The sequence below is a fragment of the uncultured Sphingomonas sp. genome (genome assembly GCF_964021865.1).
Classification (GTDB): Bacteria; Pseudomonadota; Alphaproteobacteria; order Sphingomonadales; family Sphingomonadaceae; genus Sphingomonas.
The window spans coordinates 66699-91541 of the sequence record NZ_CAXIAM010000005.1 but is presented as its reverse complement, the minus strand read 5'-3'; the positions used below and the strand labels follow the sequence as shown (position 1 = coordinate 91541).

24 protein-coding genes are annotated in these 24843 nt (G+C 69.2%); 14 read left to right on the top strand and 10 right to left on the bottom strand.

Going from position 1 to position 24843, the window contains the following annotated elements; all coding sequences use genetic code 11:
* Nucleotides 1-270 precede the first annotated feature (270 nt).
* Both AADI75_RS02725 and AADI75_RS02720 read right to left on the bottom strand, forming a co-directional pair.
* The gene (locus AADI75_RS02725; protein WP_341207514.1) at nt 271-1266 is read right to left on the bottom strand and encodes a Gfo/Idh/MocA family oxidoreductase; all 996 of its coding nucleotides are present in this window, start codon (nt 1264-1266) and stop codon (nt 271-273) included.
* A gap of 80 nt (nt 1267-1346) precedes the next feature.
* Nucleotides 1347-2300 carry a zinc-binding dehydrogenase gene (locus tag AADI75_RS02720; RefSeq protein ID WP_341207513.1) on the bottom strand — a complete coding sequence of 318 codons (954 nt, stop codon included), beginning with the start codon at nt 2298-2300 and terminating at the stop codon, nt 1347-1349.
* Nucleotides 2301-2338: 38 nt separating this feature from the next.
* Here AADI75_RS02720 and AADI75_RS02715 point away from each other — a divergent pair, with 38 nt between their 5' ends.
* Complete coding sequence (locus tag AADI75_RS02715; RefSeq protein ID WP_341207512.1) at nt 2339-2848, top strand: DUF1003 domain-containing protein; 510 nt, start codon at nt 2339-2341, stop codon at nt 2846-2848.
* Here the strand turns inward: AADI75_RS02715 and AADI75_RS02710 are convergent.
* Entirely contained in the window at nt 2823-3740 is a 918-nt protein-coding gene (locus AADI75_RS02710) for a glycosyl hydrolase (protein WP_341207511.1), read from the bottom strand. The two genes, AADI75_RS02715 and AADI75_RS02710, sit on opposite strands and share 26 nt — an antisense overlap.
* Nucleotides 3737-4525 (bottom strand): TIGR04290 family methyltransferase, encoded by a 789-nt coding sequence (locus AADI75_RS02705; protein WP_341207510.1) that lies wholly within the window; start codon nt 4523-4525, stop codon nt 3737-3739. Before AADI75_RS02705 ends, AADI75_RS02710 begins: the two co-directional genes overlap by 4 nt.
* A gap of 119 nt (nt 4526-4644) precedes the next feature.
* Here AADI75_RS02705 and AADI75_RS02700 point away from each other — a divergent pair, with 119 nt between their 5' ends.
* Nucleotides 4645-5556: a glycosyltransferase family 9 protein gene (locus AADI75_RS02700; protein ID WP_341207509.1), complete on the top strand. Its 912-nt coding sequence runs from the start codon at nt 4645-4647 to the stop codon at nt 5554-5556.
* Nucleotides 5513-5911: a DUF6165 family protein gene (locus AADI75_RS02695; protein ID WP_341207508.1), complete on the top strand. Its 399-nt coding sequence runs from the start codon at nt 5513-5515 to the stop codon at nt 5909-5911. The genes AADI75_RS02700 and AADI75_RS02695 overlap by 44 nt, the downstream gene beginning before the upstream one ends.
* Before the next feature lie 133 nt (nt 5912-6044).
* Here the strand turns inward: AADI75_RS02695 and AADI75_RS02690 are convergent, their stop codons facing one another.
* Entirely contained in the window at nt 6045-6626 is a 582-nt protein-coding gene (locus AADI75_RS02690) for a histidine phosphatase family protein (RefSeq protein WP_341207507.1), read from the bottom strand.
* Nucleotides 6627-6790: 164 nt separating this feature from the next.
* On the opposite strand from AADI75_RS02690, the gene AADI75_RS02685 reads away from it, so the two are divergent.
* The 7 genes from AADI75_RS02685 to AADI75_RS02655 all read left to right on the top strand — a co-directional run bounded on the left by AADI75_RS02685 (nt 6791) and on the right by AADI75_RS02655 (nt 13699).
* Entirely contained in the window at nt 6791-7903 is a 1113-nt protein-coding gene (locus AADI75_RS02685) for an NAD-dependent epimerase/dehydratase family protein (RefSeq protein ID WP_341207506.1), read from the top strand.
* The gene (locus AADI75_RS02680) at nt 7900-8967 is read left to right on the top strand and encodes an SDR family NAD(P)-dependent oxidoreductase (RefSeq protein ID WP_341207505.1); all 1068 of its coding nucleotides are present in this window, start codon (nt 7900-7902) and stop codon (nt 8965-8967) included. The genes AADI75_RS02685 and AADI75_RS02680 overlap by 4 nt, the downstream gene beginning before the upstream one ends.
* A gap of 14 nt (nt 8968-8981) precedes the next feature.
* Nucleotides 8982-10049 carry a glycosyltransferase family 4 protein gene (locus AADI75_RS02675; RefSeq protein WP_341207504.1) on the top strand — a complete coding sequence of 356 codons (1068 nt, stop codon included), beginning with the start codon at nt 8982-8984 and terminating at the stop codon, nt 10047-10049.
* Nucleotides 10046-11155 (top strand): glycosyltransferase, encoded by a 1110-nt coding sequence (locus AADI75_RS02670; RefSeq protein WP_341207503.1) that lies wholly within the window; start codon nt 10046-10048, stop codon nt 11153-11155. The genes AADI75_RS02675 and AADI75_RS02670 overlap by 4 nt, the downstream gene beginning before the upstream one ends.
* Nucleotides 11152-12240, top strand: coding sequence for a glycosyltransferase (locus AADI75_RS02665; RefSeq protein ID WP_341207502.1), 1089 nt, complete (start codon nt 11152-11154; stop codon nt 12238-12240). Before AADI75_RS02670 ends, AADI75_RS02665 begins: the two co-directional genes overlap by 4 nt.
* A complete protein-coding gene (locus tag AADI75_RS02660; protein ID WP_341207501.1) occupies nt 12240-13307 on the top strand; it encodes a glycosyltransferase in 1068 nt (355 codons plus the stop codon). Before AADI75_RS02665 ends, AADI75_RS02660 begins: the two co-directional genes overlap by 1 nt.
* A gap of 119 nt (nt 13308-13426) precedes the next feature.
* Nucleotides 13427-13699, top strand: a complete 273-nt coding sequence (locus tag AADI75_RS02655) for a CsbD family protein (RefSeq protein ID WP_341207500.1) — start codon at nt 13427-13429, stop codon at nt 13697-13699.
* A gap of 126 nt (nt 13700-13825) precedes the next feature.
* On the opposite strand, the gene AADI75_RS02650 is transcribed toward AADI75_RS02655, so the two are convergent.
* The 4 genes from AADI75_RS02650 to AADI75_RS02635 form a co-directional block, all read right to left on the bottom strand.
* Nucleotides 13826-14179, bottom strand: a complete 354-nt coding sequence (locus AADI75_RS02650) for a response regulator (RefSeq protein WP_341207499.1) — start codon at nt 14177-14179, stop codon at nt 13826-13828.
* Nucleotides 14180-14201: 22 nt separating this feature from the next.
* Complete coding sequence (locus AADI75_RS02645) at nt 14202-17675, bottom strand: CheR family methyltransferase (RefSeq protein ID WP_341207498.1); 3474 nt, start codon at nt 17673-17675, stop codon at nt 14202-14204.
* Complete coding sequence (locus AADI75_RS02640; protein ID WP_341207497.1) at nt 17659-18216, bottom strand: PAS domain-containing protein; 558 nt, start codon at nt 18214-18216, stop codon at nt 17659-17661. Before AADI75_RS02640 ends, AADI75_RS02645 begins: the two co-directional genes overlap by 17 nt.
* 111 nt (nt 18217-18327) lie before the next feature.
* The gene (locus tag AADI75_RS02635; protein WP_341207496.1) at nt 18328-19740 is read right to left on the bottom strand and encodes an L-serine ammonia-lyase; all 1413 of its coding nucleotides are present in this window, start codon (nt 19738-19740) and stop codon (nt 18328-18330) included.
* Nucleotides 19741-19905: 165 nt separating this feature from the next.
* Between AADI75_RS02635 and AADI75_RS02630 the strand changes: the two genes are divergently transcribed.
* From AADI75_RS02630 to AADI75_RS02615, 4 genes are all read left to right on the top strand, one after another.
* Nucleotides 19906-21285, top strand: a complete 1380-nt coding sequence (locus AADI75_RS02630; protein ID WP_341207495.1) for a hypothetical protein — start codon at nt 19906-19908, stop codon at nt 21283-21285.
* Nucleotides 21286-21324: 39 nt separating this feature from the next.
* Complete coding sequence (locus tag AADI75_RS02625) at nt 21325-22065, top strand: hypothetical protein (RefSeq protein ID WP_341207494.1); 741 nt, start codon at nt 21325-21327, stop codon at nt 22063-22065.
* A 51-nt stretch (nt 22066-22116) separates the two neighbouring features.
* Complete coding sequence (locus AADI75_RS02620) at nt 22117-22740, top strand: TetR/AcrR family transcriptional regulator (RefSeq protein ID WP_341207493.1); 624 nt, start codon at nt 22117-22119, stop codon at nt 22738-22740.
* Between the two features lie 264 nt (nt 22741-23004).
* Complete coding sequence (locus tag AADI75_RS02615; protein WP_341207492.1) at nt 23005-23412, top strand: hypothetical protein; 408 nt, start codon at nt 23005-23007, stop codon at nt 23410-23412.
* A 120-nt stretch (nt 23413-23532) separates the two neighbouring features.
* Here the strand turns inward: AADI75_RS02615 and AADI75_RS02610 are convergent, their stop codons facing one another.
* A complete protein-coding gene (locus AADI75_RS02610) occupies nt 23533-24783 on the bottom strand; it encodes an arsenic transporter (protein WP_341207491.1) in 1251 nt (416 codons plus the stop codon).
* Nucleotides 24784-24843: the final 60 nt, after the last annotated feature.

Below are 24843 nucleotides of genomic sequence, written 5' to 3'. Positions count from 1 at the left end.
CGGCCGCCTCGCCGGTCCACGACCTCCAGGCACGCGCCGCGCAGGCCGGCCGCGATCTCGCCCGCACGTCCCGCCGCCCGGTCACCGGCACGCGCGGCACCGCACTGGCGGTGGCGGACGAGGAATGGTCGGAGTTCTAGTCGCTGGGCGGCCCGTCGCCTCCTGCAACGGGCCTCGTCCCAGACCGGCCGGCGAGGCGCCGCCCCGACCGACGACGCGGCGGAACCCGACCCGTCATCCCCGCGCAGGCGGGAATGACGGAGTTGTTCTCTACCCCCGCCCCGCCGCATAGATCGCGTCGAGCAACCGCGCGGTGGCGACATAATCCTCCGCCGCCGGATCGAACCGCGCGCCCGCCGCAAGCCGCTCTGCCCAGTCGACCGCCGCGCGTCCGCCCCAATCGTCGGGCGGCACCGCCAACGTCTCGCGCGCGGTGCCGCGGAAATGTTCCGCAGTGAAATCGTAGAACGAGCCGCCGACGTTGCGCAGCGCCGCGCCGCCCTCGGTGCCGTAGAAGGCGGCCTCGATCACGGCGTCCTGTCCGGCGTGCAGCCGCCACGAACACGCCAGCCGCACGACGACGCCGTTATCAAGCTGCACCGTCGCCGCGGCATAATCCTCGACCGCGTCCGCCGCGGTTCGCGCCCCGCCGGCATAGAGCGCGGCATCGACCCGCTCGGCGACCGCGCCGGGATTGAGCCACAGGGCGAGGTCGGCGAGGTGGATGCCCAGATCCATCACGCACCCGCCGCCGGATTGTGCGCGATCGTAGAACCACGGCTTGTCGGGGCCATAGGCATTGTGGAACGTCAGATCGATCGCGAAGACGCGCCCCAGCGCACCGCTGCGCACCAGCGGCGCGATCGCGCGCATCCCGGCGGTGTGGCGATAGGACAGGTCGACTCCGAGCAACCGGTCGGCGCGCCGCGCCGCCGCGACCACCGCCGCATTCTCGGCGGCATCGCGGCCGAGCGGCTTCTGGCAGAACACCGCCACCCCCGCCTCCAGCGCCGCGATCGACTGCGCGGCGTGGAGCGCGCTGGGGCTGGCGATCACCACCCCGTCGAGCCCGAGCGCCAGCATCTCGTCGAGCGACGCGCAGACCTGCGCCCCCGGCGCGTCCTGCACCGCCGCGGCGACCATTTCCGGCGACGGATCGCTGATCGCAACCGCCTCGATCGCCCCGCTGGCGACCATTGCCGCCATTCGGTGCCGCCCGATCCAGCCGGTGCCGAGGAAGCCGATGCGGGGTCTGGTGTGAGTCATTCGTCGCTTGTCCTTGATCCCCTTCGTCATCCCTGCCTTTGCGAGAATGACGGTGTATGCGCGGCCGAGGGGCCCCCGCCTCAGTAGGTCACCACCGCCTTCACGAACCCGGCCGGCTTGTCGCGCGTCGCGGCGACCGCCTCGTTCAGCTCCGTCAGCGTGAAGCGATGCGTCAGCAGCGCCGCCAGATCGACGCGTCCGCCGGCCACCGCCGCCACCGCCTCGTTAAGCCCGCGCAGGTTCACCCGCGGGTCGCGTTCGTGTGCGTTGATCACGTCGATGCCCTTCCAGTTCCAATCCTGCATGTTCACCTGCCGCGGCCCGTCCTGATGATAGCCCGCCACCACCAGCCGCCCGCCGAACCCGACGATCGCCGAGGCGAGGTCGAGCGGCCATTGCTTGCCGACCGCCTCGATCACCCGTTCGCACAGCGCCTCGCCGGTCAGTTGTTTGACGCGCCCGATGATCGCCCAGTGATCGTCCATCGCGATCGTCTCGGCCGCGCCGTTCGCGCGCGCCAGCGCCAGCGACTCCTCGCGCCGCGAGATCGCGATTACCCGCGCCCCGGCATCGCTGGCCAGCTTCGTCAGCACCGCACCGAGAAAGCCGATCCCGACGATCGCCATCGTCTGCCCGGGCAGCACGTCGGCGCGGCGGAAGATGTTCATCGCGCACGCCAGCGGCTCGCCCGGAAACGCCTGCCCATCGAGCGCGGCCGGCAACCGCACCAGCTGGTCGACCGCCGCCACGTCATAGGGCGCGAAGCTGTGCCCCGACAGCATCGTGGCGCGCTCGCCCAGCGCGAAGTCGGTCACGCCCTCGCCTAATGCGTCGACCACGCCCCAGCCTTCATGCCCCATCCCGCCGGCCGCGCTGGGATAGGTCGACCACGGCTGCCCCTCCCACGGCTCGACGTTCGACGCGCAGACGCCGCAACCCTCCAGCCGCACGCGCACCTCGCCCGCGCCCGGCTGCGGCACCGGTGCCTCGCGCACCTCGAACCGTCCCGGCGCGACCAGCACCGCGGCGGGCATCATGCTTCCATTACCCTGCGACAATCGTTTGGCTTCCCATGAATGAACCGAGTGATCTGAACGGCGCGCTCGCCGACAACATCCACCGCCTTGCCGAGCGACAGCGCCGCGTCGAGGCCGACGCCCCCTGGTCCGACCGGCTGGCAGCCCGGATCACCGGCTTCACCGGATCGATGACCTTCGTCGCGTTGCACCTGACCGTCTTCGGCGGCTGGATCGCGTGGAACCTGTGGCTGTTCCCCAAATTCGATCCGACCTTCGTCGTGCTGGCGATGATCGCGTCGGTGGAGGCGATCTTCCTGTCCACCTTCGTCCTCATCAGCCAGAACCGCATGGCCGCGCAGGCGCAGACGCGCGCCGACCTCGATCTCCACATCAACCTGCTCGCCGAGCACGAACTGTCGCGGCTCACCGCGCTCGTCCGGCAGATCGCCGAGCGGGTCGGCATCGAGCCACCCGCCGACACTGCCGAGATCGAGCGCGACGTGCGCGCCGAGGATGTGCTCGACACGCTCGACCGGATTACGCCACCGCCGTCCGGTGCGTAGCCGCGGCGGGCGCATAGCGGTCGATCATCCACGCGCAGAAATCCGCGAACGCCTGCGGATCGCGCGCCGCGCTGGTGTGATGCGGCTGGATGCCGAGATGCTCAGGCGTGAAGCAGAAGGTGACGGTCGTGTCGAACTCGGCGAGCGCCTCCATCTGACGGTCGAACCAGTCGGTCGCGTTGGGGCGAAAACTGTCCGCCCAGCTCAGCCCGGTGCGCAGCTTCTTCGTGCCCAGCCGCTTCATCCACATGACCGCATCGTCGAGCCGCGGGTCCTCGAAATGGAACCACTGCATCAGCCCCATCTCGGACGCGACCTTGGCATAGCTGTCGAGCGACGGCTTGGGCGTGCCGTCCTCACGGATCAGCCCCATGTAGAAATGCCGGTAATAGCTCGATCCTTCCGCCTCGCGGTGGCGGGTGGTCGCGCCCCATTCCTGCGGCAGGTCGAACAGCGAATACCAATAGATGCGCGGCACGCGCCCGATCAGCAGCTCGGCGGTCTTCTCGACCCCGAATACCTGCACTTCTTCAGCGCCGAACGAGCCGACCCCGACCTCGGTCACCCACACCGGCTTGTCAGTCACCGCCTCGATCTCGGCGATCTTGGCGGGCCAGTCGTGAATCGACCACAGGTTCCAGTCGAGCGGAAAGCCGTGCACCGCGATCACGTCGACCGCGTCGAGGCAGCCATGCCCCTCCAGCCGCTTGACCCACAGCGGATCGATCGGCGACATGCCGCCCAGCACCCGCGTCACCGCCGGATTGACCGCCGCGATCGACGCCCCCGCGCGCTTGACGGTGTCGGCGAACAGCGACCAGTCGGGGTCGACCTCCGGGTCCCAATGCGATTTGTTGTTCGGCTCGTTCCAGATCATCGCGGCTTCGATCACGCGCGCACTCCCCCCGTGGATGGATAGACCGCCGCCGCGCCGTGCTCCGCAAAGGGCACGTCGCTGACGCGGCAGAGATAGACGTCGTCCTGCGGATGCGCGGTCACCGTGAAGCCGGCGGCGCGCAGCATCGCCTCCGAACAGGCACGGTTCGGCGCCCACCAATTGGTCCAGTCGCCCGCGAACTTGCGCTCAATGAAATGCAGCTTGGGATAATCGCGATCGTCGAAATAGTCGGGCGGCGTCCAGGTCCCGGGCACATAGAAGGGATGATCCTCCGGCACGACCGCCTCGTCCTTGGACCCCTGCTGCATCGTCTGGAACAGCATCAGGTCGCCCGCGACATGCTCGCGAATCAGGTCGAGCGCGAGCAACGGATGCCGCAAATGGTACAGCACGCCCATGAAGATCACGAGGTCGAAGCGCTCGCCGAGCTGCGCGACGTCATAGACGGACAGGTTGCGAAACTCGACGCTGTCAGCAAACCCCAGCGCCGCGCTCGCCAGCCGCGCCTGCGCCAGATAGCGGTCGTCGGAATCAATCCCCACCACCCGCGCTGCGCCGCGCCGCTTCATCTCGACCGAATAGAAGCCTGCGTTGCAGCCGATATCCAGCACGGTCCTGCCGGTCAGATCATCGGGCAGGCAGACGCCGAACTCGGCGAATTTGTTGCCGGGATAGTCGAGCAGAAAATGATCGGGCGCGGTCTGGACGCCGCCGGGCAGATGGATGTTATGAAACCAGGGAGCGAGTTCGGCGACCCGCGCGCGCAATTCTTCGGTCATCAATCCCCCGTCACCCTTCGCCAGCATCAACTATCCTCGCCGAATCGCGTTCCGCCGACTGATCTCGCTCAATATTTTAATCCGGAACCGCCGCCGGGGTACGCCGCGTTTGCGGCGGCATGAGCGATCACGGCTGGACCCGGGCGATGCGCGAGGAGCGCTACGACGATGCCTGGGCGATCGAGCGTGCCGTGCTCGCGGCGCGAGATCCCGCCGCCCGCGACGATCCGACGCTCCCGTATCACCAGCGCTGGGTATGGGACGGCCGCGGGGTGGACGGCCGAGACGTGTTGGTGCGCTGCTATCACGGTCTCGGCGACACGTTGCAATTCGCGCGCTTCCTCCCGTTACTGGTGCAACGCGCGCGCTCGGTGACGGTCGAGGCACCCGCGCGGCTCCACGCGCTGCTGCGGTTTTCCGACGTCATGCTTGCGGCGTTCGACGAAGCGCACCCGCTGCCGCCCTCCGAATGCGATGTCGAGATTACCGAGCTGGCGTTCGCGCTGCGCTGTGCCCCATGCGACGTGCCGGTCCCCTATCTTCGTGCTGCCCCCGCCCTGCTGCCCGCTGACACGATCGGGCTCTGCTGGCAGGCCGGCGACTGGGACACCGATCGCTGGGTGCCGCCCGCTTTGCTCGAACCGATCGCCTCGCGGCATCGCTGCGTCTCGCTGGTCAGCGCGTCGACCACCCTGCCCGTCATCAATCCCGAAGGCTGCCCGTTCGACCTGGCTGCGACCGCCGCGCTGGTCGCGGGCTGCTCGCTGGTCATCACCGTCGACACGATGATCGCGCATCTCGCCGGGGCGCTCGGGCGACCGACGTGGCTGCTGCTCAAGGCCGCCCCCGACTGGCGCTGGGACCCCGCCCGCCGCGACAGCGCCTGGTATCCGCACACCCGCCTCTATGCGCAGCCGACCGCGGATGACTGGCACACGCCCGTCGCCACGATCGCGCGTGATCTCGACATGTTTCAAGGAGAAGACCATGGCCAGCCTCCCCAGCCCGTCGGTGCCCGTGTCCTGGGGTGAGCTGCTGGACAAGATCACGATCCTCGAGATCAAGCAGCATCGGATCGACCGCGCCGACGCCCGCGCGAATGTCGCGCGCGAACATTCGCTGTTGTCGCGGATCGGCGCAGGCGTGCTCGGGCAGGATGCGGTCGCACCGCTTTATGCGCGGCTGAAGTCGGTCAACGAGGACCTGTGGGAGATCGAGGATGCGATCCGCCGCGAGGAAGCCGCGCGCAGCTTCGGCGGCGAGTTCATCCGGCTGGCGCGCGCGGTCTACGTCAAGAACGACGAACGCGCGGCACTGAAACGCGCGATCAACGTCGCGCTGGAATCCGACTTGATCGAAGAGAAGAGCTATGCGGCGGTGAATTGACTTTTTGACACAGAAACGTCGTTCCTTGAGGCAACGACACCTCTGAATTGCACAGACATGGGGCCCTGCCTCCGCAGGGGCCCATGCCTGCCAAGTTCATCCCCTTCGCTGCCTCGACACCAACGCGAATGTGTCAGACCAGCCGCTCGTTCAACGCCACTACCATCGCCCCCTCGCCCTCCAGCGCCAGCGTCGTCACCGACCCCGGATCGCACCCCAACGAGAAGATCCGCGCCAGCGGCAGCCCGAGATAATGCGCCACCACCCCGCGGATCACGTCGCAGTGCGACACGCATAACGTCACGCCCTCCCCGCACCCGGCCACGAACGCGACCGCACGCGCGACCGCTTCGCCCATCGTCTCGCCACCGGGACAGCGCGCCGTGCCGCGCTCGGCATTCCACCGCTCCCAATCGGGATCGCCGTCTAGCGCCGCGAACGATCGTCCGGTGAAGTCACCGAAGTCGACCTCGTCCAGTGCGGCCTCGACCACCACCGGACGGTGCGACGCCGCCGCGACGACCGCCGCGGTCTCGCGGGTCCGCGCACGCGGACTGGTGACGATCCGCGTCACGCCGCGCGACCCGACCAGTCGCGCCAGCGCCGCCGCCTCCGCGTGCCCCTGCTCATCGAGCGAAATGTCGGAACGACCGCTCAGGATACGGCCGACTTCTTGATGATGCCCATGCCGGGCGAGCAGAATACTTCTGGCCATTTCGGATTAATCTGCGTCAACTCAGCAAGGAAGTCTACGAAAATTACGGCATCGCAATAATTTATGGAACCAAGCTAAGTAGAAGATGTTCTTCCTCCGCAATCAACCAGCAATGCACGCGCGTGTCATTGATCGAAATCAATTGCGGGGCGGGAGGAATATTCGTGGAAACCATTCTCATCACCGGCGGGGCCGGCTTCATCGGGCGTTTCGTTGCCGATGAATTGCTCGCCCGCGGCCATGAGGTACGGGTTCTCGACAGCCTGATCGAACAGGTTCACGGCGATTGTGAGCGCCCACCGCTCCTCAACGACGCGGTCGAGTTGATCCGCGGCGATGTGCGCAACGGCGACGTCGTCAGCAAGGCGCTCGACGGCGTCGACAGCGTGATCCACCTCGCCGCCGAGGTCGGGGTCGGCCAGTCGATGTACGAGGTCGAGCGTTACACCTCGACCAACGACGTCGGCACCGCGGTGCTATTCGAGAAACTGATCGACAAGCCGGTGCGCCGCGTCGTCACCGCCTCGTCAATGTCGATCTACGGCGAGGGCCTGTATCGCGACGCCGACGGCAATCTGGTGCAGGACGCCGAGCGCAAGGGACTGCGCGATGGGCTGACCAATTGGGAGCCGGTCGACGCACAGGGTCGTCCGCTCACCCCGGTCGCTACGCCCGAGTGGAAGCAGCCGAACCTCGCCTCGATCTACGCGCTCAACAAATATGTGCAGGAGCGCACCACGCACATCATGGCCGCGCCCTACGGGATCGAGGGCGTGTGCCTGCGGCTGTTCAACGTCTACGGCCCCGGTCAGGCGCTCTCCAACCCGTATACCGGCGTGCTCGCGATCTTTGCATCGCGGTTGCTGAATGGGCAGAAGCCGATGATCTTCGAGGATGGCGAGCAGCGCCGCGACTTCGTCCATGTCACCGACGTGGCGCGCGGCTTTGCCGATGCGCTGTTCCTCCCGCAGGCGGTCGGCGGCACGTTCAACATCGGCTCGGGGCATGACCGCTCGGTCACCGAAGTCGCCACCGAACTCGCCAAGGCGATGGGCAAGAACGACCTAACCCCGGAGATCGTCGGCAAGGCGCGGATCGGCGACATCCGCCATTGCTTCTGCGACACCACGCTGGCGCAGGAACGGCTCGATTTCCGCGCGACGCAGGACTTCACCGCCGGGCTCGCCGAACTCGCCGAGTGGGTCGCCGAACAGACCGCCGAGGACAAGGTCGCGACGATGCGCGCCGAACTCGAGCGCCGCGGGCTGGTCGCATGACGGCACCGGTGCTGGTTACCGGCGGCGCCGGCTTCATCGGGTCGAACCTCGCCGACCGGCTCGCGGGCGAAGGGCACGACGTGGTGATCTACGACGCGCTTGCGCGCCGCGGCGTCGAGCGCAACCTCGCATGGCTGCGTGCCCGGCACGGCGAACGCATTCGTTTCGTCCACGCCGATGTGCGCGACGCTGCGCGGCTCGCCGACGAGGTCGCGAAGGCGACGGCGGTGTTCCACTTCGCGGCGCAGGTGGCGGTGACCACCAGCCTCGACGATCCCGCCGACGATTTCACCACCAACATCACCGCCACCTTCCAGTTACTCGAGGCGATCCGCACCCGCGCGCCGCACGTGCCGCTGATCTTCGCTTCCACGAACAAGGTGTACGGCGATCTCGCTGACCTCGACTTCGCGCTGGAGGACGAGGCGTACCGCCCGACCGACCCGCACGTCCGCGCGCACGGCATCGGCGAGGCGCGCCCACTCGACTTCCACACGCCGTACGGCGTGTCGAAGGGCGCGGCCGACCAATATGTCCTCGATTACGCGCGCAGCTTCGGGCTGAAGACCTGCGTGTTCCGGATGAGCTGCATCTACGGTCAGCGCCAGATGGGCACCGAGGATCAGGGCTGGGTCGCGCATTTCCTGATCCGGGCGCTGAACGGCGCGCCGATCACTTTGTACGGCGACGGGCATCAGGTCCGCGACGTGCTCGACGTCCGCGATGCGGTGAACGCCTATGTGGCGGCGTGGCAGCGGATCGACGATGTCGCCGGCCGCGCCTTCAATCTCGGCGGCGGGCCCGACAATGCGGTCAGCCTGCGCCAGCTGCTCGCCCATATCGCGACGCTCACCGGCCGCCCGGTCGACGTGCGTTACGCGGGCTGGCGGGCAGGCGATCAGCGCTATTTCGTCGCCGACGCGCGCGCCGCGCAGCACGCGCTGGCGCTGCCGCCGCGCCGCGACTGGCGCGAGGGCGTCGGCGCGCTCGCCGACTGGTTGCAGCGCGAACATGCCGCCGCCGCTACCACGGCCGAGCCCCCCGCGATCGAGGTCGCTGCGTGACAGGACGGCTGTTGATGACCGCCGACGCGGTCGGCGGCGTCTGGCAATATGCGATCCAGCTCGCCGGCGATCTGGTCCGCACCGGCTGGTCGGTCGACGTCGCCACACTGGGCCCCGCCCCCTCGCCCGCGCATCACGCGCAGGCCAAGGCGGCGGGCGTCACGCTGCTCGACACGCGCCTCCCGCTCGACTGGCTCGCCGCCGACGCGCAGGCGGTCACGATCGCCGCCGATGCAATCGCCGCGCTCGCTGCGGCGCGCGCGGTCGATGTCGTCCAGCTCAACCAGCCCGCATTGGCGATCGCCGATTACGCGATGCCGGTCGTTGCTGTGGTCCACAGTTGCGTCGCGAGCTGGTGGGAGGCGGTCGAGCACGGCCCGCTCCCCGCCGATCTCGCGTGGCAGACCGAGCTGGTCGCGCGCGGCCTCGCGCACGCCGATGCGATCGTATGCCCGACCCGCGCGTTCGCCGCAACGATCCAGCGGCTCTACGCGCTGCCGGTCGCTCCGCTGGCGATCCACAACGGCCGCACGCTTCCGGCCGCGACCGGCGCGCTCGACGCGCGCGCCTTCACCGCTGGGCGGCTGTGGGATCGCGGCAAGAATATCGCGACGCTCGACCGCGCCGCCGCCCTGCTGCCGCTGCCGTTCCGCGCCGCCGGTCCGGCGCGTGGTCCGCATGGCGAGCACCACCAGTTCCACCATCTCGAACCGCTCGGCCGGATCAGCGACGCCGCGATCGCCGCCGCACTGTCGACGCGCCCGATCTTCGCCTCCGCAGCCTTGTACGAGCCGTTCGGGCTCGCGGTACTGGAGGCGGCGCTGGCCGGCTGCGCGCTGGTCCTGTCCGACATACCGACGTTCCGCGAATTGTGGGACGGCGTCGCCACCTTCGTCGCCGCCGACGATGCCGAGGCGTTCGCGCGCGCGATCGCTGACCTCGCCGCCGACACCGACCTGCGCGTGGCGCGCGGCGCGCTCGCCCGCGCCCGCGCGCTCGACTACGCGCCCGAGCAGACCGCGCACGCGATGGCCGCGCTGCTCGACCGCGTCACCGCCGCCGGCGAACGGGCCGCGGCATGAAGCTGGTCTATTTCACCCACAGCCTCGCCTCGTGCTGGAACCACGGCAACGCGCACTTCCTCCGCGGCGTGCTCTCCGAGCTGATCGCGCGCGGCCATGACGTGCGCGTCTACGAACCGGCCGGCGCGTGGAGCCTTGAGAACCTGCTCGCCGACAATGGCGACGCAGGGCTCGACGCCTACCGGCGCGCCTATCCTGAACTGTCGTCGCAGACCTTTCCCCCCGACGCCGACGTCGCCGAACTCGTCGACGACGCCGATGTGGTGATCGTCCACGAGTGGAACGCGCACGATCTCGTCGCCGCGCTCGGCGCGCTCCGCCGCGGCGGCGCGCAGTTCACTCTGCTGTTCCACGATACGCATCACCGCGCGGTCAGCGCGCCCGAGGAGATGCGCGCCTACGACCTCGACGGATACGACGGCGTACTCGCGTTCGGCGAGGCGCTGTCGCGGGTCTACCGCGACTGGGGCTGGAGCGACCGCGTGTGGACTTGGCACGAAGCCGCCGACACGCGTCGCTTCTTCCCCGTTGAAGGCGAGGACCGTGACGGGCTCGTCTGGATCGGCAACTGGGGCGACGGCGAACGCACCGCTGAAATCGAGAATTACCTGCTCGCCCCCGCGCGCGACGCCGGGCTGCCGCTCGACATCTACGGCGTCCGCTATCCCGACGATGGCAAGGCGATGCTCGCCGCCTATGGCGCGCGCTACCACGGCTGGGCGCCCAACGCCGCCGCCCCCGCGATCTTCGCGCGCGCGCTGGCGACGGTCCATGTGCCCCGCCGTTACTATACGACGATCCTGCCGGGCATCCCGACGATCCGCGTCTTCGAGGCGCTAGCGTGCGGCCTGCCGCTCGCCAGCGCGCCGTGGGACGATGCCGAGCATCTCTTCCGCCCCGGCACCGACTTCCTCTTCGCGCAAACGCCCAACGAGATGACGCGCATCCTCCGCGACCTCCGCCACGACGCCGGACTGCGCGCCTCACTCGCCGCCGCCGGGCTCGAAACCATTCGCGCGCGTCACACCTGCGCGCACCGCGTCGACGAACTGCTGGCGATCCTCGCCGCCCTTTCTCCTTCCAGCGCACGGAGCACCGCCGCGTGAAGATCGCTTTCTACGGATCCAGCCTGTTGTCCTCTTACTGGAACGGTGCGGCGACCTATTACCGCGGCATCCTGCGCGCACTCGGCGAACGCGGCTACGACATCACCTTCTACGAACCCGACGCGTTCGAGCGGCAACAGCATCGCGACATCGATCCGCCCGCCTATGCGAAGGTCGTTGTCTATCCCGCGACCCACGACGCGCTCCGCGCGGTGCTGGCCGAGGCCGCCAACGCCGATATCGTCGTCAAGGCCAATGGCGTCGGCGTCTTCGACCGCGAACTGCTCGAAGGCATCATCGCACACGCCCGCCCCGACGCGCTTAAGATCTTCTGGGACGTCGACGCCGCCGCGACGCTCGATGAGATGCGCGCCGACCCCGATCATCCGGTCACCGCAGCGCTGCCGCACCTCGACATGGTGCTCACCTATGGCGGCGGCGACCCGGTGGTGAACGCCTATCGCGGGTTCGGCGCAGTCGAGTGCATCCCCGTCTACAACGCGCTCGATCCGCAGACCCACCACCCGGTCCCCGCCGACGCGCGCTTCGCGTGCGACCTCGCCTTCCTCGGCAACCGCCTCCCGGACCGCGAGGCGCGCGTGGAAGAGTTCTTCCTCCGCCCTGCCGCGCTTCTCCCGCAACAGAGCTTCCTGATCGGGGGCAACGGCTGGGACACCAAGGCGATGCCGGGCAACGTCCGCCACCGCGGCCATGTCTTCACCGCCGAGCACAATGCCTTCAACTGCACGCCGCGCGCGGTCCTCAACGTCGCGCGCGACTCGATGGCGCACATCGGCTTTTCCCCCGCGACGCGCGTCTTCGAGGCCGCCGGTGCCGCCGCCTGCCTCATCACCGACGCATGGGAGGGGATCGAGCTGTTCCTCACCCCCGACCGCGAAGTGCTGGTCGCGCGCGACGGACAGGACGTCGCCGATCATCTCGCCGCGCTGACCACCGAGCGCGCGCAGGCGATCGGCCAGGCCGCGCTCAAGCGCGTGCTCGCCGAACATACCTATGATCTGCGCGGCGCGCAGGTCGACACGCTCTTCAAGGCACACGCCGCCCGCCAGCGCGAGGCCGCGTGATGAAGCTCGTCGTCCTGGGCCTCTCGCTCAGCTCCAGCTGGGGCAACGGCCACGCCACCACCTTCCGCGCCCTGCTCCGCGCCTTTGCCGCGCGCGGGCATGAGGTGCTGTTCCTCGAACGCGACATGCCGTGGTACGCCGCGCACCGCGACGAACCCGCTCCCGATTATTGCCGGCTGGAACTGTACGACAGCCTCGCCGCACTGGCGGACTGGCGCACCGCGATCGAGCAGGCCGATGCGGTGATGGTCGGCTCCTACGTCCCCGAGGGCATTGAGGTCGGCAAGCTGGTTCAGCAATGGGCGCGCGGCGTCACGACCTTCTACGACATCGACACGCCGGTCACCCTCGCAAAGCTGGCGCGCGGCGCGTGCGACTATGTCTCGCCCGAGGTCATCCCCGGCTATGACATCTATTGCTCGTTCACCGGCGGCCCGACGCTGCGGCTGATCGAGGAGCGCTACGGGAGCCCTGCCGCCCGCGCGCTCTATTGCTCGGTCGACGCCGACCGTTACCACCCGACCGGCGCCGCCAAGCGCTGGGATCTCTCCTATCTCGGCACCTACAGCGACGATCGCCAGCCGACGCTTGAGCGGCTGCTGATCGAACCCGCGCGCCGGCACCCGGAAAAGCGCTTCGTCGTCGCCGGTCCGCAATATCCCGACACGATCGACTGGCCCGCCAACGTCGAGCGGATCGAGCATCTCGCCCCGGCCGACCACGCCGATTTCTATTCGGCGAGCCGCGCGACGCTCAACGTCACCCGCGCCGACATGATCGCTGCCGGCTGGTCGCCGTCGGTACGGCTGTTCGAGGCGACCGCCTGCGGCACGCCGATCGTCTCGGATCGCTGGCCGGGGATCGACGAGTTGTTGACGCCCGATGCCGAGATCCTGCTCGCCGACACCAGTGACGATGTCGAAGCGGCGCTCGGCCGCCCCGATCTCGATGCGATCGGCGTGGCGGGCCGCGCGCGCGTTCTCGCCGAGCACACCGCGCACCACCGTGCCGCCGAACTGGAAGCGTATCTCCACGAGGCGGCGGAGGCGAAGCTGGCAACCGCATAATACGTCCTTGCAAGCGCAATGACGACCATGCGGAACGAACCCGCCTTGATCTCGGTTATGCCGGCGAAACCGCGTCGGTAACGCCCGACGCGGCGGTATTCCAACCAAGGAGACGTTCGATGAACAGCGACACGCTGACGGGCACCACCACTGATCTGGGCGGCAAGTTGAAGGAAGGCCTGGGCAAGGCGTTCGGCGACAATCAGCTTCAGGCTGAGGGCAAGGCCGATCGCGCCGAGGGTACGGTCCAGAAGACGTACGGCGAAGCCAAGGACAGTGTCGCTCCGTTCCTCGACCAGGCCCGTCGCTTCGTAAACGAGCGTCCGTTCGCCGCCGCCGCCGTCGGTGGCGTGATCGGCCTCGCGCTGCTCAACACGCTGCGCGGCAAGTAACGTCATGGGTGAGAGGGGAGGAAACTCCCCTCCTTCCTTTTCCCGTCATTGCGAGCGTAGCGAAGCAATCCACAGCGTCATGCGCGCAGCTCGGCGTTGCTTCCCCGTGCGCGCAACGACAGGAACTTAAGCCGCCTTCTGCCGCTCCGCACACCGTCGCAGCGCATTCGCCAGCGTATCGGGCGCACTCGGCTTCGGACACACCGTGGCGCTGGGATAACGCTGCCGCAACGCCGCATCGTCGGCATGGCCCGAGTGGAACAGCAACGGCACCCCCGCCGCGTGCAGTCGATCGGCCGCGGGAAACACCGTTCCGTCCGCCAGCCGCACGTCCAGCACCGCCGCCGCGAAGCGCCCCGTATGGCGCTCGATCGCTGCTTCCGCTTCGACGAGGGTCGCGCATGGCCCAACCACGCGAAAGCCCGCATCCTCGATCGTTTCCTGAAGATCAAGCGCGATGAAAAGCTCGTCCTCAACCAACAGGACGTCGACGGAATTAGAGTCAGTCACGGGCAAGAACACTCGCGGGCAGTTTCATTCGCATCCGAAACGATCGTCCCGCCGCCTCGCTCCGTACCTCGCCAAGTAATTGTCGGACACTCGTGTCGACCAGCAGCGATCCGAACCCGCGCGGGGTCGCCTCCACCTCCTGATCGCCGCGGCCGATCTCATCCCAGTCCAGTTCCAGCCCGTTGCCGCTCACGCGCCAGCGCACCGTCAACCCGGTGTCGTGGTCCGGCTCGCCGCTCGGTTTCTCCCCGCACAACGCACCGTATTTCACCGAATTGGTCGCCCATTCGTGCAGGATCAGCGCCAGCGACGACAGGCACTGCCGGTTGAGCGCCACGGTCGGCCCCTCGACCGTGATGTGCGAATGATCGCGATACGGGGCGAGCGTCGCGGCGACCAGCTCGTCCAGCCCGATCGCCTGCGGCTGCCCGGCCGGCGACGCCAGCGAGTGCGCGCTGCCCAGCGCGGCGATTCGGTGGCGCAGGTCGGTCGCGAACGGACGCACTTCGTTGTGGTTGCGCGACGCGACGGTGATCATCCCCGCGATCACCGCGAACAGGTTCTTCACGCGGTGGTTCATCTCGCGCAGCATCAGCTCGCGCGTCTCTGCCAGCGTATATTCGGGCGTGACGTCGATCGACACGCCGATCAACCGCGGCGGATGGCTCCCCGCGATCACCCGGCCGAACCCCTTCACCCAGCGCGCCTTGCCGTTGGTCGGGCGCAGCCGGAATGTCGCCTCGTAATCGCCGTTGCGCTCGACCGCGCGGCGCAGCGCGGTTTCCACCGAGCCGCGATCCTCGGCCTCGATCCGGTCGAGCAGCGGATCGATGCGCGTCGCTTCCTCGCCGTCGACGTCGAACAGCCGCTGCTCGACGCCGTCGAGCATCGTCTCGCCGGTTTCGGGGCAATATTCCCATACCCCGATCCCGGCCGCCTTGATCGCCAGGTCGAGCCGCTCGCGTTCGGCGGCGAGCTGCCGCTCCAGCGACAGCGCCTCGGTGATGTCGGTCAGCACCAGCGTCGTGCCGTCGACCGTTCCGAATTGTGTACGATATGGCAACACGCGCAGCGACAGCACGCGGTCGCCGTCGCGGGTGGTCACGCGCCGCTGCGTCGCCGGCGCCCCCGCCGCCACCGCGCGCGCATCCTCCAGATACTCGCTGCCACGCAGCCGGCTGGCGACATCGCTCAGCGGCCGTCCACGGTCGGCGGGCTGCAACGGGAAGATCGAGACCGCCGCATCGGTGTAGCTGCGCACCTTCAGCTCGGCATCGAGCACCACCACCGCCAGTTCGGTCGATTGGTGGAAGTTGCGCAGGTCGGAGATCGCGACCGTCAGTTGCTCGACCTTGCTCTTCAGCTCGTCGTTGACGGTCGACAATTCCTCGTTCGTCGATTGAAGCTCCTCGTTCATCGACATCATTTCTTCGTTGGAGCTTTTCAGCTCCTCGTTCGCGGTCTCCAGTTCCTCGATCGCGGTGCGCAGCCGGTGGCGCGTCAGCCGCAATTCGTCCTCGATCGCCTCCAGATGATCGTCGGTGGCGGCCAGATCCTCCAGCTCGCCCTGGTCCGACGGCCGGAACGCGCCGCTGTCGCGGAACACGAACAGCAACGTGCCGTCGCCCAGCGGATCGCAGATCACCTCGACCGGCTGGACGCCGTAGTCTGTTTCGACCTCGACATCGCGCGCCACCACGCGCCGCCGCTCATCGCGCGCCTGGCGCAGCAGCGGGCCGATCACGGTGCGCAGCCCGGGCCGCGCGAGATTGACCGCGCTGCTCCCGCCGGTGCGCGTCACCGGGAATTCGAAATAGCGGCCCAGCTTTCCGTAAGCGGCGGCGATCCCGCCGTCCTGATCGACGATCAGGCTGGCGGGCGCGTAGCGGTCGACGATCCGCCGGATCGCGACGCTCTCATTGGTCAGCGCGGGGCTGTCGCCACGCCCGTCGCGCTCGCGCCGCGCGCCCGTGGGCCGCGAATTGCCGGGAAGATCGATCGGATAGTTCGGCGCCCCCGGGGCGCGTTCGTAAAGGCGCGCATGCTGGTCGACGACCGTGAACAGATGCTCGAACCGCCCCACGCTCTCGGACGGCCCCAGGAACAGGAAACCACCGGGGCGCAGCGCATAGTGGAACAGCGGCAGCACCGCCTGCTGCAAGCGATCGTCAAAGTAGATCAGTAGGTTGCGGCACGACACCAGGTCGATCCGCGAGAAGGGCGGATCCTTGACCAGACTGTGGCTGGAAAACCGGATCATGTCGCGGATCTGGCCCGCGATCGTGAACCGTTCGGCGTGCGGCACGGTATAACGCTCGCGCAGCCCGGACGGCAGGTCGCCCAGCGCCGCGGCCGGATAGCTGCCCTCGCGCGCGATCGACAGCATCTGCTCGTCGATGTCGGTGGCGAAAATCTGCACCGCCAGCGGCTGCCCGGAGGTGCGCGCCGCCTCCGCGAACAGCATCGCGATCGTATAGGCTTCCTCGCCGCTCGAGCAGCCCGGCACCCACACGCGCAGGTCCTCGTCGGTCGCGCCGTCGCGCAGCAACGGCTCGATCACCTGCTTGCGCAGCGTCTCGAACGCCTCGGCATCGCGGAAGAAGCGCGTGACGTTGATGAGCAGATCGCGGAACAGCGCCTCGCACTCGTCGGCGTCGCTGCGCACCCGCGCCAGATAGGCACGCCCGGTATCGATCCCCAGCACGTGCATCCGCCGCTCGACCCGGCGGATCAGCGTCGAGCGCTTGTAGCCCGAGAAGTCGTGCCCGATCGCGTTGCGCAACACGCGGCACAGTTCGTCGACATGATCCGCGACCACCCCGGCCTGCGCCTCGCCCGCGTCGGTGTGGCGCCGCTCGAAGAAGCCGCGCAGGCAGTCGAGGATCTCGCCCGGCGGCTTGACGAAATCGATCAGCCCGGTGCCGACCGCCGACAGCGGCATCCCGTCGTAGCGCGCGCTTTCCGGCTGCTGGACGACCGCGACGCCGCCATTCTCCTTGATCGCGCGCAACCCGGTCGTCCCGTCCGCGCCGGTGCCCGACAGGATCACGCAGGCGGCGTTCGACTGCTGGTCGCCGGCCAGCGACTGGAAGAAGTCGTCGATCGGCCGCCGCAGCCCGCGCGGCTGCGCGAAATCGGTTAGTTCCAGCACGCCGTCGCGGATCGCCAGCCCGCGCCCCGGCGGGATGATATAGACCTTGTCGGCCACGATCCGCTCGCCGCCCGCGCTTTGCAGCACCTCCCGCGCCGTGGCGCGGTCGAGCAGTTCGGCCAACATGCTCTCGTGATTGGGGTCGAGATGCTGGACGACCACGAACGCCAGCCCGGTCGGGCGCTGCGCCGGCGCCAGCATCTCGCGCAGCGCTTCGAGGCCGCCAGCCGACGCGCCAATGCCGACCACCGGAACGGTCTGTCCGATCGCGGCGGACGGACGGCAGGCACCCTCGGCATCATGCACGATAATCATGCTCCAGCCCGGCCAGCATCATCTTGGCCTGCGCGACGGTGGCAGCGCTGTTGGCGATCGTCAGCAACGTCCCCTCGACGACGATCCCGGCATCGCCCGCGATCGGCGCCAGCCGCCCCAGCGTGCGGCCAAGCTCGTCGTCATACGCGCTCAGCAACTCGGGCTGCGACCGGCTGACGTCGAATTGCGAGGCGAAGATGTAGCTGGCGGAGCCGTCGATCGCGCGCAGCCGCGACATATACAGCAGGTTGACGAATGGCGTCCCGTCCTTGCGGAAGTTGACGATCGGCGTGCGGACATTCTCCTGCCGCGGGTTGGTGAGGAATTCGCGCAGCCGCTCGCGCGGTTCGGTATTGGGGGCCGATCGCTGCAACATCCGGCAGTTGCGGCCGAGCACGTCCTCCGGCCGATAGCCGGTCAGCGTGCAGAACCGCTCGCTGACGGCGAGCAGATGATTGTCGTCGTCGGCGGTCGCAATCGCCAGCGCGACACGCGACTGACGCAGATAATCGAGCAGCGCAGAAGGTAGTTCGGGGGTCACGCATACTCCGATCCGACACGATCCAAATCTGGATTACGCTCGAAAGCATCCGGACTACAACCGTCTTCGCTCGCGTGATTGCCCCGTTGTCGGTCGATGCCCGTCGCAGCATCAACACTCGACGACGTTCACCGCCAGCCCGCCGAGGCTCGTCTCCTTATACTGCGTCCGCATGTCCTCGCCGGTCTGGCGCATCGTCTCGATCACCGCGTCGAGGCTGACGACGTGGCTGCCGTCGCCGCGCAGCGCCAGATAGGCGGCGTTGATCGCCTTGACCGCGCCCATCGTGTTCCGCTCGATGCACGGGATCTGCACCAGCCCGCCGATCGGATCGCAGGTGAGGCCCAGGTTGTGCTCCATCCCGATCTCGGCGGCATTCTCGATCTGCCGATTGCTGCCCCCCAGCACCGCTGCCAGCGCGCCCGCCGCCATCGAGCACGCGACGCCGACCTCGCCCTGACATCCCATCTCGGCGGCGGAAATGGACGCACGCTTCTTGTAGAGCATCCCGATCGCCGCCGCGGTGTACAGGAAGCAACGCACGCCCTGCTGCCGCACCGGCGCGGGCTTGGTCTGCGCGACCAACGTCTCGTAAAAGCGCAGCACCGCGGGCAGCACCCCGGCCGCGCCGTTGGTCGGCGCGGTGACGACGCGCCCGCCCGCGGCATTCTCCTCGTTCACCGCCAGCGCCCACAGGCTGACCCATTCGAACACCTCCGCCGGATTGCGGCCGGGGGTGTTGCCGGTCAGCGCCTGCTCCAGCGCGCGGGCGCGCCGCCGCACCTTCAGCCCGCCGGGCAACAGCCCGTCCTGCGCGATGCCGCGGTCGATGCACGCCTCCATCGCCGCGTGCACCGCGTCGAGGAACGCATCCGCCTCCGCGCCGCTGCGCCATGCCTCTTCGTTGGTGCGCACGATCTCGGCGATCGACAGGCCGGTCGCATCGCCCAACGCCAGCAATTCCGCACTCGACGAAAACGGATAGCGTACCGCGACATTCTCAGTCGCCACCGGCGCGCCCTTGCGCAGGATCGCGCCGCCGCCGATCGAGAAATAGGTCTCGGCATGGCCGGTCCCGTCCGCCAGCCGCGCGGTGAAGCTGATGCCGTTGGGATGTTCGGGCAGGAAGTCGCGCGGGTGGAAGACGATGTCCGCCGCCTCGGCGAACGGGATCGGGCGCGTACCCGCAAGCCGCAGCCGCGAGCTTTCGCGGATCGTCTCCAGCAACGCCGGCGCGGCATCCGGGTCGACGCGCTCCGGCTCCCACCCCGCCAGCCCCAGGATCGCGGCGGTGTCGGTCGCATGCCCACGCCCGGTCAGCGCCAGCGAGCCGTACAGGTCGCAGCGCACGCTCACCACGTCCTGCGCCAGCCCGACCGCGCGCTGCGCGAAATCGAACGCGGCGCGCATCGGGCCGACGGTGTGCGAGCTGGACGGGCCGATGCCGATCGTGAACAGCTCGGCGACGCTGATCGGCCGCAAGGCCGAACGGTCGAGCGGAACGGGGGGTAGCGCGGCGTACATCAGATTCTCGGCCTCTTGTTCGACCGCCCTTGTGTCCCCTGCAACGCCGCTTGGCCACCCGGCACGATCATCGAAGCGACCCGCCGCGGCGGCGCGCGCTTAGTCGAATCGATTATGGTGCGCGCGGTGGTCGCCATGTCAGGAGGGACGCGGAAGGACATCGCCATGCTCGACGCCGCCAGTTCGACCAACCGGTCCCCCGCCCCGTCCACACCGCCGCCGCCACCCCCCGGCGCGACGCCGCAGGGTGTCGTCACCGCCCGCGCGACGCAGCTCGCCCCCGCGAACCCGGCGCAGGTCGCGACGACGATGGTGCGCGCCGCCACCGATCCCGCCACCGGCCGAATCGATACGCGCACGCTCGCCGAGCAGGTGGTGACCGCCGCGCGCACCGATCCGGCCGCGGCCAGCGCCGCTTATGCCGCGATCGAGGCCGAGGTCGCGCAGCGCGGGGGCATCGGCGATGTCGGCCGCCTGTCGGCCGACGTCCAGGCCGCCGCCCGCGCGTCGCAGCCAGCGAACAACAACGACACGCCGCTCGGCACCACCGTCAGCGGTGCGACAGTCCCGGCCGCCAATCGCGTGATCGCGGCCGGCGCGGACCAGGTCGCGCGCGGGCAGGCGCTCGGCGCGCAGGGCACCGCGCTCCTCGATCGCGGCACCACGGTGGCCGCGCGCGGCACGCAATTGCTCACCGACAATCCGATCCTGTCGGTGCGGTGGGAGGGCACGACCAGCGCCTGGACGCAGGATGGCGGGCTGAGCGGTCCGCTCGCCGACCGGTTGCGCGCCGGTGGGATCGAGGTCGCGACCTGGACCAACCCGGCTCCTGTCGGCAGCGTCAGCCCGGGCCAGGGCTTCAGCCAGGGTCAGGCCAACAACGTGAACGGCTCGGTCGCGGAACAGGCGATCGGCGACCGCTACCGCGCCGCCGGCTTCAACGTCACCACCGCGCCCGGCGCCGCCAATCAGGTGCAGGGCGGCGCGCGCGTCGTCGACGTCATCGCCGAGCGTCCCAACGCCGATCCGCGCCTGAACGTCCGGATCGAGACCGAATCGAAGGTTGGTTATACCGCGAACACCGGGCGCGCCGCGCGCGAGGCGACGATGGACATCAACCGTCTCGCCGCCAATCAGACCGCGCGCACCACCGGCACCGCGCTCGAAGCGGAAGGCGCCACCCTCGCGCGCAGCGGCGAGGCCGCGATGCGGGAGGGCGCCGGTGCCGTGCGCGCCGGGCAGGTACTGGGCACGGTCGGCAAGGTTGCGCGCCCGGTCGCGATCGCGATGGACGTGGTCGAGGTCGGCTCCGCCTTCCACGCCGATGGCGACCGGATCGGCGAGAACACCGGACGCAGCCTGTCGGGGCTCGCGGGCGGCGCGGCCGGCGGCTGGGGCGGCGCGGCGGTGGGGGCGGCGATCGGCACCGCGGTCTTCCCGGGCGTCGGTACGGTCGTGGGCGGGATCATCGGCGGGGTGGCCGGCGGACTTGCGGGCGACTCGGCCGGGCGCAGCGTCTTCGATACCGTGCGTAGCTGGTTCTGATCGCTGGCAGCGTCAGGCGACCGCTGGTAGATCACGGCGATGTCGAGGATTTCCGATTGGCTCACCGGCCGCAAGACGCCGGAATCGCGCGAGGCTGCGCCGGCGGAGGGCGGCGATCCCTATACGATCCTTTCCGCGCGGCTCGGCGACTATCCGCCCGACCCGCCACGCCACCGCGGCGATCCCCGCGCGCTCAGCGCGGCCCAGCGCGCCGAGAACCTTGCCGACTTCCTCGCCCGCGATGCCGAACGGATCGCGATCCTCGCCACATGGCTCGCGCGCGAGGGGTTGGATGCGACTGCGCTGTTCGGCGGCGGCGACGCGGCGCGTGCGGAGGGCGAGCGGATCGACGACTGGCTGGCGCGCTGGGTGCCGCAACGTCCGCTCGATCCGGTGCGCGGCGATGCCGCGGTCAATCCGCCGCTCGCGCGCTGGTTCGCCAGCGACCGCGCCGGTGCGGACCTCGTCTTCAGCTTCGTGTCCGATCTGGCCCGGCTCAACGCCGCGGCGATCGTCGCGGCCGATCCGCTGTTCCGCTGGACGATCGTCGAGGACGACCTCGATGCGGCGATCACCCGCGACCCCGCGGCCGAGCCCAGCGACCGGCGCTATCATCTCTGCCTGGTGAGGGACGCTTTCGACGGTTCGGTGCCGGTCGTCCTCGATCTGCCGGTCGCGTTGCTCGGGCTGGTGCATGGCCGGATGTCGCCGCTCGGCGTGCCGGTGGTCGCACGCTTCCCGCTCTGGCTGTCCTCGACCGGGACCGGCACCGCCGCCTGAAACGGCCGCCCCCTCGACGGATGGGCCCGCCGTCATTATATACCGGTCGTTATGGAATCGATCACCACTGCCGACGCCCCTGCTCCCACCCGTGGGCGTCCGCGCGAATTCTGCCCCGACGCGGCGCTGTCCGCGGCGTTGGGGGTGTTCTGGGCCAAGGGCTATGACGGCGCGTCGATGGCGGATCTGACCGCCGCGATGGGCATCACCAAGCCCAGCCTCTACGCCGCGTTCGGCAACAAGGAACAGCTCTTCCACCAGGCGCTCGACCGCTACGAGGCGGAGAAGCTGGCCTACACCCGCGAGGCGCTGAAACAGCCGACCGCGCGCGCGGTGGCGGAGCATTTCATGCGCGGCGCGGTCGCGGCGCAGACCAGCACCTGCGATCCCAAGGGCTGCATGGGCGTGGTCAGCGCATCGGCCTGCGGCGCGGAGGGCGATTCGATCAAGGCGCACATCATGCAGCGCCGCCAGTCGTCGAACGCCGCGCTCGTCGCGCGCTTCGAACAGGCGCGGCAGGACGGCGATCTTCCCCGGCACCTCGATCCGCAGGCGCTCGCTTTCTACCTTTATGCGATTCTACAGGGGATGGCGGTGCTCGCCACCTCCGGCGCGACGCGCGACGACCTCGACGGCGTGGTGACAATTGCGCTGTCGATGTGGCCGACCGCCTGAGCGAAAAATAAATTACCGATCGGTACACAAAGCCGTTGACGGGCGTTCGGACGGTTTATATACCACGCGGTATGGAATGAGGAGCCAGCACGGTTCCTCCTCATCGCAGGAGCCGCTCATGGATCCTCGTCGCTTCGTTCGTACCGGCGCGTCTTGAGAGGGGCGCGCTCCGCCCGCTTTTTGCCTTTCACCTGCCAGCGCTTCCACCCGTCGTCCGCGACGCCGGGAACGGCTGCGCCCGCCCGTTTCCAAGGGAGTTCGCCCATGGCCTATCTGATGCTCGACGACGATCGTTCGGTCGTCACCACCGCTCCGTTGCCCGCCGCCATCACGCCCTCCGCCGATCCGCTGCCGACCGACACGCCGGCGCGGCTCAGCGCGCTCGAATGGTCGGTGGTTGCGCTGGCGCGCAAGGACCGGCTGTGGTCGCTCGACAAGCCCGGCCGGATCGCCAAGGCGATGGCGGTGCTCTTCAAGCCGCCGCACAACCACATGCTCGCCGACGAGCGGCTGGAGGCGCTGCGCCGCATCGCCGTGCTCGGCTGGCATTATGGCTATACGATCCCGACCGAGGAGCTGAAGCGCTTCCTCCGCGCCGGCTTCTCGCCCGCACAATACGAACTGATGATGGACAGCATCGGCGTTGCCAGAATGCGTAGCGCACAGCGGTGATCCTCTAAAGCCCCTCCCCCTCGGGGGAGGGGTTTGGGGCGGGGGTGTCACAAGCGCCGCACTCGCGGAACTGCCCCACCCCCGGCCCCTCCCCCGAGGGGGAGGGGTGAGCAAAACGCATCACCCGATCAGCAACCGCACTCCCAGCGCTGCGACCAGCGCCGGAATCATCGTCGCCGCCCCTACCTTCAAAAACCGCCAGAACCCGACATCCTCGCCCTCGCGCCGGATCGCCTGCAACCACAGGATCGTCGCGAGGCTGCCGGTGATCGACAGGTTCGGCCCCAGGTCGACGCCGATCAGCAGCGCATCGACGATCACCCGCGGCGGCTGCGCCTGCGCCACCGCGGTGCTCGCGATCAACCCGGCGGGCAGATTGTTCATCAGGTTCGACCCGAACGCGAGGATCGTCCCGCTCCACGCCGCGCCACGCACCGGGTCCGCCGCCAGCCCGCGCAGTCCGCTCGCCACCCAGGCGATCACCCCGGTACGGTCCAACGCCTCGACCAGCACGAACAGCCCCGCGACCAGCGGCAGCACGCTCCACGACACCGATCGCATCGTCGCGACCGGCGAGCGCCGCACCAGCGCCGCCACCCCCAGCATCGTCGCCACGCCCGCGACGCAGGTCGGCAACCCCAATGGCCGGTCGAGTGCCGAGACGATCAGCAGCAGCAAGGCCGTCGCCGCGATCCCCGCCAGCGCCGCCTTGCCCGCCGCGCTCAGCGGCGCGCGCGTCACCGCCGCCTCGCACGTGCCCGTCAGCCGCGCGCGCTCGACATGGCGCAAGGCGAAGAATGTCACCACGATCGCCGCCACCGATGGCAGCGCGAACGACGCGAACCACGCCCCCAGCGGCGGCATCCGCCCCCCGTACAGCACCAGATTGGCCGGGTTCGAGATCGGCAGCACGAAGCTCGCCGCATTCGCGATCAACGCGCAGGCGAACAGCAACGGCAACGGCTCGGCCTTCGCCTTGCGCGCCGCGGCATAGACCGCCGGGGTCAGCACCACCGCGGTCGCGTCGTTCGACAGGAAGGTCGTCGTCACCACGCCGGTCGCATAGACCAGCAGGAACAGCCGCGTCGGCGAGCCCTTCGCATGGCCGACCGCGGTCGCCGCGACCCAGTCGAACAGCCCCTGCTCGCGCGCGGTTTCGCTGAGCAGCATCATGCCGATCAGGAACAGGTAGACGTCGCCGCCCTTCGCGACCGCCGCCAGCGCGTCGCCCGGCGTCACCAGCCCGAACAGCAGCAGCGCCAAGGCCCCCGCCACCGCCCAGATCGCCTCCGGCCAGCGGAACGGCCGCGCGATCACCCCCGCGGTCGCGGCGGCGCAAATCCCCCAGGTCGCCCCCGTGGCAAGGATCATCGCGGACGATCGGACGGTATGAACATGCCGCCCTCCTGCCCCAACGCCTCCCGCTCCACC